A 12399-nucleotide genomic window follows, 5' to 3' on the forward strand; every position below is an offset into this window, starting at 1 on the left:
CGGGTGCGGGAGTTCCGCGCCGGGACGGGAGCCCAGTAGCGCTAGGCTCGGACGACGCCAGCCGGATTGCTGGACTCGGCGATCCGCTTGATCGCTGCGAGCGTCCTCGGAATGCCGTCGAGCGCCTGCTGGGTGCGGTCCGCGATTTGGGCGTCCGCCCCGTCGCCGAATTTCTCCCCGAACATGGCGATCCCCTCCGGCAGGAATTCCCACGTCTCGCTCAGGACAGTTCCGGCGTCGGACGGGGTGAGGGTGAAGCCCCAGCGCACATACTTGCCGCCCACCACCCACGCGAATTCGCGGCCACGCTCGGCCGCCACCACCTGCGACCGGGTTTCCCAGGACCGCGTCGGAAGCTCGTTGCGGCCCGTGAACCAGGCACCGACCTGGCCGGCGCTGTCCTCGTCGTCCCACCAGCATGACGTGCAAACCGGGCTCCACTCGCCGGTACGGGTGATGTCGGAAACCAGGTCGTAGAGCGTCTCGGCTGATGCGTTGACCGTGACCGAGTCCTGGTATTGGCGAATGCTGTGCTGAACCATGAGTCCATCCTTACAGACGCTTCCCCCCTTCCGCCGCTGCTTGTCGCCGCGGGTAGCCGCCGGGGGTGCCTTCGGCTCGCAGCAGGAAGGCCTGATACTGCCGCGAGCAATCCACCGCCCCGAGTCCTCCGAATTGCTGGCATAAGCACAGGACCGGCCGAACCACAGGCCGCTCCCTCACCGCAAGCCCGCACCCAAGGAGCCAGCTATGACAACCACGACCCACACCCGAACCGCAACCCGCACCACCGTCCAAAAGGCCAGCCTCGCCGTCGGCGCCGTCTTCCTGCTGGTCGGCATCCTGGGCTTCGTCCCGGGAATCACCACCAACTACGATTCACTGCAGTTCGCCGGCCACCACTCCGAGGCCATGCTGCTGGGCCTGTTCCAGGTCTCGGTCCTGCACAACATCGTCCACTTGCTCTTCGGCGCCGCAGGCCTGCTGCTGGCCCGCACTGCCACCGGCGCCCGCTCCTTCCTGCTCTACGGCGGCGTCGTCTACCTGGTCCTGTTCGTGTATGGCCTGGTGGTCCCGGAGGATTCGGCCGGCGACTTCGTGCCGCTGAACAGCCTGGACAACATCCTGCACCTGGTGCTCGGCGCCGGCATGATCGCGCTGGCAGTCATCCTCACCAAGGGCCGCGCCAAGGCACACGCCTAAGCCAGAGCCCGCACGGAGCACCGCTCCTTCCCGACAACCGCGCCCACCGGAACCCGGCGGGCGCGGTTGTTGTGTCAGGTCTTGTCACGCAGTTAACTGCCCATTCATGTCTTCCTTGGATTGGGTCAATCCGGCGTGAATAGCGTGGCGGGCATGGACAACATTTCCCGCAGATCCGTTCTTTCCGCCGGCCTCGGTGCCGGGCTCGTCGCCGCCTGGCCGGGCGCCGCCGTCGCCGTTTCCCCCGCGGACGACGCCGGTCTCCGCACCGACCCGTTCCGGCTCGGCATCGCCTCCGGCGAACCGTGGCCGGACGGCTTCGTGCTCTGGACGCGACTGGCCGTGGACCCCGTGGCCGAGGACGGCCTGGGCGGCATGCCCGCCCGGAACGTTGCGGTGGCCTGGGAAGTGGCCGAGGACGCGGCTATGCGCACGGTCGTGGCACGCGGCGTCGAGCAGGCCCGGATCGAGACCGCACACTCGGTGCACGTGGAGCTGCGCGGGCTGCGGCCGGGGCGTGAATACTTCTACCGGTTCCGCGCCGGCCGTCACCTCAGCGCCGTCGGCCGCACGCTGACCAGCCCGGCGCTGCACGAGACGCCGGCGGCGCTGGCCATGGCGTTCGCCAGCTGCGCGCAGTACGAGCACGGCTACTTCACCGCCTACGCCCGGCTGGCGCAGGACCACCCCGACCTGGTGCTGCATCTGGGCGATTACTTGTACGAGTACAAGAAGGACAGCTACGTGATCGGCGGCGGCAACCCGCGCGACCACGAGGGCCCGGAGACGGTGAACCTGGCCGGCTACCGGCAGCGGCACGCGCAGTACAAGGCCGACGCCGACCTGCAGGCCGCGCACGCCGTGGCGCCGTGGCTGGTGGTCTGGGATGACCACGAGGTGGACAACAACTGGGCGGACGACGTGCCGGAGAACCGGGACGCCGGGCAGCTGAACGACACGACCGAGCACTTCCGGCAGCGCCGGGCGGCGGCGTTCCAGGCGTACTACGAGAACATGCCGCTGCGGCCTTCGTCCGTGCCGGCTGGCGCCGACATGAAGATCTACCGGCGGCTGCAGTGGGGCCAGCTGGCCAACTTCCACATGATGGATACCCGGCAGTACCGGGATGACCAGCTGGCCGGCGACGGCTGGCGGAAGAACGTGGCCGAGCGGCTGGCCGAGGACCGCACCATCACCGGCGCCGAGCAGGAGCAGTGGCTGCTGGAGGGCTTCCGGAACTCCACGCAGCGCTGGGACATCCTGGGCCAGCAGGTCTTCTTCGCCGAGCGGGACCGGAACCAGGCTCCGGAGATCGACGACGTCTCCATGGACGGGTGGGACGGCTACGCCGCTTCACGGCGCCGGATCACGCAGGGCTGGGTGGACGCGGACGTGCGGAACGCCGTCGTCCTGACCGGCGACGTGCACCGCAACTGGGCCAACGACGTCAAGGTGGACTACAAGGACCCGGCCTCCCCCGTGGTCGGCTCCGAACTGGTGTGCACCTCGATCACCTCGACCGGCAATGGAACCGGCTCCACCACGGACGCCACGATGGCCTGGAACCCGCACCTGAAGTTCTACAACGACAACCGCGGCTACGTGAACACCCGCATCACCAAGGACGCCATGACCGCCGCCTTCCGGACGCTGGACTACGTCACGACGCCGGGGGCACCGGTGAGCACTAAGGCGTCGTTTGAGATCCGGGACGGGGTGCCGGGGCTGGTGGCAAGGTAGGGCCTACTTCGTCTTCCGGTGCTGAGGCTCTAGGTACCGAGCGGGTCGAAACCGTCGAAACCCCCGGCCGAGTCCGCTCGGCCGGGGGTTTTGCGCGGCCCCAAGACGTGACCCTGCGGACCGGACCGCCGGGGTCTCAAAACCCGAGTCGACTTCGTCCCGATGGTCCTGTTCCGTCGTGGCTACCGATCGATACGATGAGTCATGACTAGCCAGGACCCCTTGGAATTCCTCCGTCGGACAAATCAGTGCCGTACGGAACAGCAGCTCGAGCTCGCCGCAGATGTGCTGGATACGTTTAAAGCAATGCATGAGGCTGAACAGGTGCTGTACCAAGCCCGAAGACGCTATATCGAGTCCTTCAAAAGGGCCACGGGTGCGCAATGGAAGGCACAGGAACTCCGGGACGCAGGATTTCCGACGCCGAAGGTCTCCGTCCTCAAGAGAAGAATGGATCTCCGGGGCCTCATGGCACCCCCAGCTGACGCCAACACTCAAGACTGAAAGACGGGGCCGCCGGAAAAAGCGACCCAATTACCCCGCGGTTCCCCCTCAAACACCAGCGGGCCCATGGGTCGCGCGTGCTTGAGGGCCAACAGCCGGTCGCGACGTCGTGCCGGCAACACGCCCGTTCGGAAAGGGATAAAACCAGCCCATGATTTGCAACACTGAACGCAAACACTATCCCTTTAGAAGGAGCCTCTTTGGAAGCCGCAGCAGTAACGACGTGGATGTTTGTCGAGGAATGCCCGATTCCGAATGACGTCATGGAGTTGCTGGTCCCGGGCGAGGAGCCCGTTGCCGCTTACCGGACCTTCCGGGACAGCGCGATCTTCACGACCAAGCGGATGATCGTCCGCGATGCCCAGGGCATCACGGGCAAGAAGGTAGAGGTCTACTCACTGCCCTACTCGGCCATCAACATGTGGTCGTCCGAGAACGCGGGACGCTTTGATCTGGATGCTGAACTGGAGCTGTGGACCCGGGCCGGGCACATCAAGATCAAGGTGGGCAAGAAGGCGGACATCCGGCGCCTCGACATGTTGATCGCGCATTCGGTGCTTGGCTCGTAGCACTAAACAGCGGGAAGGCGGTCCAGGCATGCGGGCCGGGCGAGAACAGCTGTGGCTCGGGACTGCCGACGGCTCCCCTCTCAGCTTCCGCCGCTAGGGATGCACCAGCACCTTCACGGCGGTGTCCTTGTGGTTGATCAGGGTGTCGAAGCCCTGTTCCACGAGGTCGTCGAGCGCGATCCTTCCGGTGATGAAGGGCTTGAGGTCTACCTTGCCCTCCTGCACCATCCTGATCACGGCGGGGTGGTCCCGGACGTAGGCGATGGTGCCGCGCAGGTCAATCTCCTTGAGCACCAGCTTCTGCATGTCCACGGTGGCCGGCGCGCCCCAGATGGAGACGTTGACCACCACTCCCCCGGGCCGGACGGCCTCGAGCATGGTGTCCAGCACCGCGTTCACGCCGGCACATTCGAAAGCGACGTCGGCGCCGGTCCCGCCGGTGAGTTCCAGCACCCGGGCCGGGACGTCCTCCTGGCTGGGGTCCAGCACGTGGTCCGCCACGCCGCTGGAGAGGGCCTTTTCCTTCCGCGCCTGGGTCAGCTCGCTGATGATCGTCGTCACGCCCTTGCCCTTGAGGACGGCCGCGGTCAGCAGCCCGATCGGGCCGGACCCGCCCACCAGGGCCACGTCGCCGGCCTTGGCTCCGCTGCGCGCCGCCGCGTGGTGCGCCACGGAGAGCGGCTCAATCAGGGCCGCCTCATCCAGGGGGATGTCGCCGATGGGGTGCACCCACCGCTGGTCAACCACGATCTTTTCGCTGAGCCCGCCACCGCCGCCGGAGAGCCCGATGAAGCCCATCTGCCGGCACAGGTGGTAGCTGCCCGCCTGGCACATGTCGCAGTCGCCGTCCACAAAATAGGGTTCGACGACGACGTTGTCCCCCACCGCGAGCCCCTCCACCCCGTCACCAACCTCGGACACCGTGCCGGAGAACTCGTGCCCCAGAGTCACCGGCGACTCCTCGTGCGAGAGCGGATGCGGCTGTCCCGGGGCCGGGCAGAAAATGGGGCCTTCCAGGTATTCGTGCAGGTCCGTGCCGCAAATGCCGCACCACGCGACGTCGATCTTTACCGCGCCGGCCCGGAGCTCCGGCTCCGGAACGTCCTCGATTCGGATGTCCTTGCGGGCATGGAAGCGTGCTGCCTTCATGATGGTCCTTTCCATTTCTGTGGAGGTGGCGATCTTTCGACACCCGGGGCTGCGGCGTGCCCGGGTACCTTGCTGATCCTCGCACCGTCGCGGCGGGCTTGTTAGGGACTACGGACCCTGAACGGCGGGAGCTTCCCAGGGCTTCAAGGGCAGCCCGGACAGTTTGTCTGTTATGAGCGATACGATCTGTTGCAGTGGCCGCAGAGCAGCACGGCTGGAGCTCATTTGGGGGAATGAACCGATGGTTGAACTGAAGCGCATCTACTGGAGCCGGCAGGCTCTGCGTCTCGCTTATGCGGCTGTGGTTGTGTGGTTAGCCGTCTCGGTTGTCCTGGCGCTGACACGGACAGGCAAAGCCGACTCAGCGAACAGCACGCCAACCGTCAGCGGGGCCCTTCGCGGCTTTCTTGACAGCGTTCTGGCTGCGGTCGCTCTCCCGGGGCTGTTCATTGTTGTCTTGCTCATTGTCGCTGTGGTCATCCACGGCATGGATGTCCGGCGGCGGGACCCAGTCCGGCGTTTCAGCCGCCAGCAGCGCCGGGAGGGCATGGCGCGCGCCGGTGGCCAGTGCGAGATGGAGGCTGGATTCAGGCGACGATGCTCGCGGCCCGCTGAGCACGGAGATCACTTCTTCCCGTGGTCCAAGGGCGGGTCCACCAACTTGCAGAACTTCGTCGCCGCCTGCGCAAGGTGCAACCGGGCGAAAGGCGCACGGGTTCCCTCGCCCGGCCAGCAGGCAAGGATAGAACGACGACGGCGGGAGTACGTTGCGCCGGCCGGTCCCGTCAGCGTCGGCGCACGTCGGACGCTGTCTTGAACGTCGCGAGTCGAGAAGGGAGTGACTCCCTGAGCTTTAGCCGTGCAGCAGAGGTCCCTCTGGATATTGTTTTCCACACCACCGGCTCGGCCGCTGGACCACTGGAATCCGGGCCACACACGCAGGAATCAGCGACTGAGACACCTCCCAGCGGCCGTGGAAGACGACAACTGCCTGTCAAGGACGAGGGCGTCCGGTCGCTCGCACATCTGTTTCCGACCATTGCTGCGGAATGGGATCAGACCAAGAACCCATTCCCGCCCTCTCACGTTCGGCCAGGTAGCAACCGCAAAATTTGGTGGCTCTGCGAAAAGGGCCACTCTTGGCTAACCGCGCCGTATGTGCGGACGAAGGGACATGGCTGCGCCGCCTGTAAGGGCACGAAAGCGACAGGCTCCAACAACTTCGCCTTGGCTAGGCCAGACCTGCTCCCCACTTGGAATCACGAGCGCAACAAGTCCGAACTGGGTATCGCACCCACTGACGTATTGCCACAGTCCAACAAGAAAGTTTGGTGGACCTGTCAGAACGACGAACGGCACACGTATGCCGCCTCCCCTGCCGCACGCTTCCGCGGGCGGGGCTGTCCCTATTGCGTTGGGAAAAGGGTTGATGCGTCCAACAGCGTGGGCGCTACAAGACCAGTCCTAGCCGCCGAGTGGGATCCGGCAAACACCAAACGTCCCGATGAGGTGTCCATCGGTAGCGACTTCAGGGCCGCTTGGATATGCCGAAATGATGACACTCACAGATGGATAGCTGCCGTAAGCTCCAGACCTGCCAGCGGTGCGGGATGCCCGTTCTGCAGTGGCAAGCGACCCACGGAAGCCAACCGATTAGACGTGAACCGGCCCGCGCTTGCACTGCAATGGCACCCAACCAAGAATGGAGCGCTGACGCCTGCCGACGTGACCGTTGGTAGTAACCGTCGCGTTTGGTGGCTGTGCCCTCAAGATGCTGCCCACGTCTGGGCAACCACGGTTCGTTCACGCGCCCTGGATCACGATGGCTGCAAATGGTGTGCTCCGACCATCCGATCCAGAGTCGATATTGCCATAGCGTGCGAGTTTGCAGCGGTGTTCCCTCAGGACGTTGATCCGAAGAGGCAAGAGCTCCTGGATCTTGGCCATAGTAGGCCACACAGCGTCGACGTCCTGATCAAATCCTTGCGGATCGCCATCGAGTTTGATGGCTCGTACTCACATAAGGGCAAAGCCCACGAAGCGCGCGACAACGTGAAAACAGGATTGCTTCGCGAGGCTGGGTACAGAGTTGTTCGAATTCGGGAGGAGCCATTGCCACTGCTCGATCCTGAATGCGACGTCTCAGTCCAACAAACCCGAGTTCCGGATGCGAAAGCCATAACAAACAAAGTCTTGCGCCATTTAGTGAGTCTTGGTTGGGTCGGCCTGGATGTCGCTGCAGCCTACCTCGAGTCACCTAATGCGTGGGCCGTCGCAATGGCTGACCAAATCTACGCGTCCCTTCCCGAGTCCGAACGCTTCGTCCCGTTGAGCGCCAAAGCTGCACGAAAGCGACGGCAGTCGGAGTTAGCTGCCCTCGACCGACCCTCCTAGAGTGCACTCGCGCTAACAGCGGTGCACCGAAGTTTCGTTTCCGGCAGGCGCCGCCGCGGTACTAAAGCATCGTTCGAGATCGGGGACGGGGTGCTGGGGCTGGCCGCGCGGGGGTAGGGGCCTGTACCCGGCGCGGCGCCGGGCATATCCTGCGGTGACCGAGCCCCTCCAGCCGCTTCCGGAGGAACAGATGGAGATGCCCAAAGCGTCCGACGCCGACAAGGAACACTTCCGCGCGATCATGCCCGACCGCGCCGAGGTGGTGGTCAAGCCGATGTTCGGGAACCTCGGGGCGTTCGTGAACGGCAACATGTTCGCCGGGCTGTTCGGTCCCACCGTCGGGGTGAAGCTGGGCGCGGCGGACAAGGAAGCGCTCGAAAGCACGGAGCGGACCGTTCCGTTCGGGCCGGCCGAGCGGCCGATGGGCGGCTACACCGGTCTGCCGGAGGTCTGGAACGGCGACGGCGACGGCGATGAGGCGCGGGCCAAGGCCTGGGTGGAAAAGGCGTTCGAGCACGTGGCCGGCCTCCCGCCGAAGGCACCGAAAGCGTCGAAGGCTGGCGCCGCGAAGAAGTAGTCGCCGACTGCGCAGGTCTTCACCACCGTCGCCGGACGCGGCGCCGCCCGCCGTCGTGGGCCGTCGCCGTCGTTACAAGTAGTCCCCTGCGCGCTCCCGGGCGATTTCCAGCAATGTGGAATGGAACGCGACCTCTGCCGGGGCGTAGACCTTGTCTTGGCGCTGGGCGAGCAGCACGCGCCGCAGGGGCGCGGCGGAGCCGAGGCTGATCACCCGGACGTCCGGGTGCTGCAGGGCCACGGCCGTCTTCGGCACCATGGCCACGCCCATGCCGACGCTCACCATCGCCTGCGCTTCCTGGTAGTCGTTGGCCAAAAAGCCGATGGTCGGTTCGAACCCGGCTTCGTGGGCGGAGCGCTGCAGCACTTCGACGACGGGGTGCGCCTCGGCCCGCACGATCCACGATTCCTTGCGGAGCTCCTCCATCCGGATCTCGTCGCGGTCGGCCAGCGGATGGCTGCGGGACACCAGCAGGACCGTGCTTTCCTGGAAAACCTCCGTGATCCGGATGGAATCGTCATGAAAGCGGTTCCAGGGGTAGTCCCAGAGCAGGCACAGCCCGGTCACCCCGGACTGCAGGTCGCTCACCAGGTCATCGAAGCGCGCACTGCGCAGGGACAGGCCGATTGCCGGGTACCTCTTCTTGAAGGCCCGGATGACAACCGGCAGGAACGAGCCGGCGAGCGTCGGAAACGTGCCAACAGTCAGCGAGCCCCGTTTGAGGCCGGCGATCTGGTCCAGGTCGGACTGGGCGGCGCGCATCTGCCCGATGACCTTCCGCGCGTGCCCGGCAAGCACCTGGCCCGCCTCGGTGGGCACCACTCCGCGGGAGCGGCGGTTCAGCAGCGGCTGCCCGACTTCCTGCTCGAGCTTGCGCAGCTGCTGCGAAACGGCGGAGGGCGTGTACATCATCAGCTCGGCTGCGGCGGTGATGGATCCCTGCTCCACCACCTCCACCAGCAGGGCAAGGCGCCGGATGTCGAACAATTCCTGATCAGGATCGTTAAGCAACGCTTTACCCTTCTGTTGGATCCGTTAATTCTATACATTCCCCGCCCGGTTGGCGGGGAAAGGCCAGGGGTTTACGACGTCGACGCCGCCTGAGTTGGGCACCTTCGGACCGCCAGCAAGGTGAATTAAGCATCACTACACTCCCTTGCAGATATCCAACCTTGTCTTCATTTGTGATCTGGATCAATCTCGAATCAAGCCCTTGAACACCATTGAGGCAGATCGAAGCAGAACCGAAGCAAGGAACAGACCATGAAGATCGAAGCGGAGTGGATGCGCGGAGGCACCAGCAAATGCTGGGTCTTCGAAACCGGCCAGCTGGATGACACCGGGACCAGCCCGGACGTGCTCCTGCCCCGGCTGTTCGGCAGCCCCGACCACCGGCAGACCGACGGAGTGGGCGGCGCCACCTCCACCACCAGCAAGGCGATGATCCTGCACCGCCCGGCCGACGCCGGCGTCGACGTCGAATTCACCTTCGCCCAGGTGGGCATCGAAGAGGCCGCCGTGGATTGGGGCAGCAACTGCGGCAACTGCTCGGCAGTGGTTGGCCTCTACGCCATCGAAAAGGGCTGGGTGGTCCCCACCGGAGACGTCACCCGGATCGTCACCCGGAACACCAACACCGGCCAGATCATCATCCAGCGGGTGTCGACGCCGGCCGGAGCCCTTCCGATCGTCCCGCAGGCAGAGATGCCCGGTGTTCCGTTCCCCGGCTACCGGGTGGGGCTCGGCTTCCTGGACCCGGCCGGCAAAACCACCGGCAGGCTGCTTCCCACCGGATCAGCCACCGACACCATCGTCGCCGGCGGCACCCGCTGGACCGTGTCACTGGTCGACGCCGGAGCACCGGTCGTCATGCTGCGCGCCGAGGACCTGGGCCTGGACCCGGAGCGCTACGGCAGCTGGCCCGCCGGGCTGGAACTGCAGCTGGACACCCTGGAACACATCCGGCGCCAGGCAGCCGTGCGGATGGGTCTCGCATCGGCTCCCGGAGACGCCGCCCGCGCCATCCCCAAGGTGGCCGTCGTGGGGGCCCCGGCCCCGTCCGACGCCGACAGCGACGTCGCCGTCGTCATGCTGTCGATGGGCAAGCCGCACCCGGCCCTGGCCATCACCGGAAGCATCGCCCTGACCCTCGCGGCCCGCACCCCGGGCACGCTGCTGGCCGACATCACCGGCGGCACCGTCCGTCCCACCCTGCGGCTGCGCACACCGGCCGGGGTGATCGAAACCTGGAGCGAGGAACGGGACGGGCAACTGCTGGTCGGCGTCGACCGCACCGCCCGCACCATTGCCACCACCACCATCCACCTTCCCGAGGCCCTCGGCACCGCCGTCGACGCCTCCCTTGCCAGCGCTACTCGATGAGGAGAAAGCATCATGACTAACATCGCAGAAAAGACTGCAGAAGAAACCGCAGAACGAGCCCCGGAACAGACGGACGAACAGACTGCCCCCGGCGACACCCGGGTAGAGCCCTCCGGGCGTCCCGACCGCCGTCGCCGTATCCTGCTGGTGACGGTAGCCGCGATCGCTGTCCTGGGTCTGCTGGCCCTCCTGTTCGGAGGTGTCCTCTTCAACCCCGCGGCCGCCCCTGAATCGGAGCCGACCATGACCGCCACCCAGATCATCCCGCTCGTCATCCTCGTGGTGATGTTCGTCGTCGCCACCAAATGGCCGCTGAACATCGGCGTCATGGGGCTGGTGGCGTCCTTCGGCGTCGGCTATTTCATGCTCGGCATGAGCGACAAGGAAATCCTGGAGGACTTCCCGGCCAGCATCGTCCTGACGATCATCGGCGTGACCTACTTCTTCAGCATGGCCCAGCGCAACGGGTCGATCGACATCATCGTTCAGACCTGCGTGCGGCTGGTCCGCGGCAAGACCATGCTGCTGCCCTGGGTGTTCTTCCTTCTGGCCGCGGCGCTGACGGCGCTGGGCACGTTCTCCCCCGCCGCGGTGGCGCTGCTGGCACCGGCGGCCCTGGGACTGGCCTACGAATCACGCATCCACCCGGTCCTGATGGGCGCCTTCGTGATCAACGGAGCCCACGCCGGCGGCTTCTCCCCGCTGTCCGTCGCCGGTGTGCTGGTGCACGACATCGCCCTGAAGAACGGCTTCCCCATCTCGCAGGCCGGGCTCTTCACGGCCAGCTTCGCGCTGAACTTCATCCTCTCCGCGCTGACCATCGTGTTGTTCGCCCTGGTGGGCAAGCTGCGCGACAAGCACGCCAACGAGTACGCCGGCCTCGAGACGCCCCGCACCGGCCGCCCGAGCGGACAGCAGATCTTCACCCTGATCCTGATCGCCGCGATCCTGGTGTGCACGCTGGGCTTCCACCTGCCGATCGGCTTCGGGGCCCTCTCCGCCGGCCTGCTGCTGGCCTTCGTCAACATCAAGGAACACAAGACGTTCATCGGCGGCGTCTCCTGGTCCACCGTGCTGCTGGTGGCCGGCATGATCACCTACGTCTCGCTGCTCCAGCACGTGGGCGTCATCGACACCCTCGCCGAGATGGCCCTGGCCCTGGGAGCGCCGCTGCTGATCGCCCTGGTGCTCTGCTACGTCATCGGCGTCGGCTCCGCCTTCGCGTCCTCGACGGCGCTGCTCACCGCATTCATCCCGATGGCCGGACCGCTGCTGGCCACCAGCTCACTCAGCGCCTCCGGCACGGTCGCGGCCCTTGCCATCGCGGCTACCGTGGTGGACGTCTCCCCCTTCTCCACCGACGGCGCCCTGGTGGTGGCCAACGCCCGCGACAACGACCGCCAGCGCGTCTACCGCCAGCTCATGATGTACGCCGGAGGTGTGGTCCTGGTAGCTCCCGCACTGGCCTGGGTGCTGCTGGTGCCGACCGGGGTTATGTAGGCGGGCTCGGCCGGCCCCGAGGTTGGCAGGCCGGCGCCACAGGTAGGACGGCTTTCGCAGCCGCCCTGCCTGTGGTCTGTCACGTGTGAACTGTCCGGAGTCCGCGGCGCCTTGTCATCTTTTCCTTGGAAGGAACAGCTATCAGGAGCCAATTCGAAGAAGAATGGGCCCTGACACGCAACCAGCGGACGAACGTGGCATGACTTGTCCCCTCCCTCGGATAAGCTTCGGAGGCCGACAACAACGCGCCCCTTGGAGGGGATTCGTACGACTCTGTCGGCACATCCCCAGACGTTCGCGATACCGCGGCTTGGGGCGGGCCCTTGCGTCCGGACCTAATGGCAGACGGTCCGCACCGTCTGTTCGTAAACGCACTCTCTC

At 65.8% G+C, this 12399-nt stretch carries 12 protein-coding genes; 8 read left to right on the forward strand and 4 right to left on the reverse strand.

Going from position 1 to position 12399, the window contains the following annotated elements; genetic code table 11:
- Positions 1 to 41 precede the first annotated feature (41 nt).
- On the reverse strand, positions 42 to 542 hold the full coding sequence (locus AC1DNC_RS14475) for an SRPBCC family protein (protein ID WP_476863229.1): 501 nt from the start codon (positions 540 to 542) through the stop codon (positions 42 to 44).
- A 208-nt stretch (positions 543 to 750) separates the two neighbouring features.
- On the opposite strand from AC1DNC_RS14475, the gene AC1DNC_RS14480 reads away from it, so the two are divergent.
- The 3 genes from AC1DNC_RS14480 (at position 751) to AC1DNC_RS14490 (ending at position 4016) form a co-directional block, all read left to right on the forward strand.
- A complete protein-coding gene (locus tag AC1DNC_RS14480; RefSeq protein ID WP_476863230.1) occupies positions 751 to 1203 on the forward strand; it encodes a DUF4383 domain-containing protein in 453 nt (150 codons plus the stop codon).
- A gap of 153 nt (positions 1204 to 1356) precedes the next feature.
- Positions 1357 to 2943, forward strand: coding sequence for an alkaline phosphatase D family protein (locus AC1DNC_RS14485; RefSeq protein ID WP_476863231.1), 1587 nt, complete (start codon positions 1357 to 1359; stop codon positions 2941 to 2943).
- Between the two features lie 704 nt (positions 2944 to 3647).
- On the forward strand, positions 3648 to 4016 hold the full coding sequence (locus AC1DNC_RS14490) for a PH domain-containing protein (protein WP_346960349.1): 369 nt from the start codon (positions 3648 to 3650) through the stop codon (positions 4014 to 4016).
- Positions 4017 to 4109: 93 nt separating this feature from the next.
- On the opposite strand, the gene AC1DNC_RS14495 is transcribed toward AC1DNC_RS14490, so the two are convergent.
- On the reverse strand, positions 4110 to 5165 hold the full coding sequence (locus AC1DNC_RS14495) for a 2,3-butanediol dehydrogenase (RefSeq protein WP_476863232.1): 1056 nt from the start codon (positions 5163 to 5165) through the stop codon (positions 4110 to 4112).
- Between the two features lie 361 nt (positions 5166 to 5526).
- On the reverse strand, positions 5527 to 5793 hold the full coding sequence (locus AC1DNC_RS14500; protein WP_476863407.1) for a hypothetical protein: 267 nt from the start codon (positions 5791 to 5793) through the stop codon (positions 5527 to 5529).
- Between AC1DNC_RS14500 and AC1DNC_RS14505 the strand changes: the two genes are divergently transcribed.
- The 3 genes from AC1DNC_RS14505 to AC1DNC_RS14515 all read left to right on the forward strand — a co-directional run bounded on the left by AC1DNC_RS14505 (position 5740) and on the right by AC1DNC_RS14515 (position 8136).
- Positions 5740 to 5982, forward strand: coding sequence for an HNH endonuclease signature motif containing protein (locus AC1DNC_RS14505; protein ID WP_476863396.1), 243 nt, complete (start codon positions 5740 to 5742; stop codon positions 5980 to 5982). The genes AC1DNC_RS14500 and AC1DNC_RS14505 overlap by 54 nt on opposite strands.
- Complete coding sequence (locus AC1DNC_RS14510; RefSeq protein WP_476863233.1) at positions 5979 to 7559, forward strand: zinc-ribbon domain-containing protein; 1581 nt, start codon at positions 5979 to 5981, stop codon at positions 7557 to 7559. Before AC1DNC_RS14505 ends, AC1DNC_RS14510 begins: the two co-directional genes overlap by 4 nt.
- A 190-nt stretch (positions 7560 to 7749) precedes the next feature.
- Entirely contained in the window at positions 7750 to 8136 is a 387-nt protein-coding gene (locus tag AC1DNC_RS14515; RefSeq protein WP_476863397.1) for a TfoX/Sxy family protein, read from the forward strand.
- 72 nt (positions 8137 to 8208) lie between these two features.
- On the opposite strand, the gene AC1DNC_RS14520 is transcribed toward AC1DNC_RS14515, so the two are convergent.
- Positions 8209 to 9147: a LysR substrate-binding domain-containing protein gene (locus AC1DNC_RS14520; RefSeq protein WP_476863234.1), complete on the reverse strand. Its 939-nt coding sequence runs from the start codon at positions 9145 to 9147 to the stop codon at positions 8209 to 8211.
- A gap of 252 nt (positions 9148 to 9399) precedes the next feature.
- Between AC1DNC_RS14520 and AC1DNC_RS14525 the strand changes: the two genes are divergently transcribed.
- Positions 9400 to 10518: a PrpF domain-containing protein gene (locus AC1DNC_RS14525; RefSeq protein WP_476863235.1), complete on the forward strand. Its 1119-nt coding sequence runs from the start codon at positions 9400 to 9402 to the stop codon at positions 10516 to 10518.
- Between the two features lie 12 nt (positions 10519 to 10530).
- A complete protein-coding gene (locus AC1DNC_RS14530; RefSeq protein WP_476863236.1) occupies positions 10531 to 12018 on the forward strand; it encodes an SLC13 family permease in 1488 nt (495 codons plus the stop codon).
- Positions 12019 to 12399 lie beyond the last annotated feature (381 nt).

It is taken from the genome of Arthrobacter sp. 01N442 (assembly GCF_056399345.1).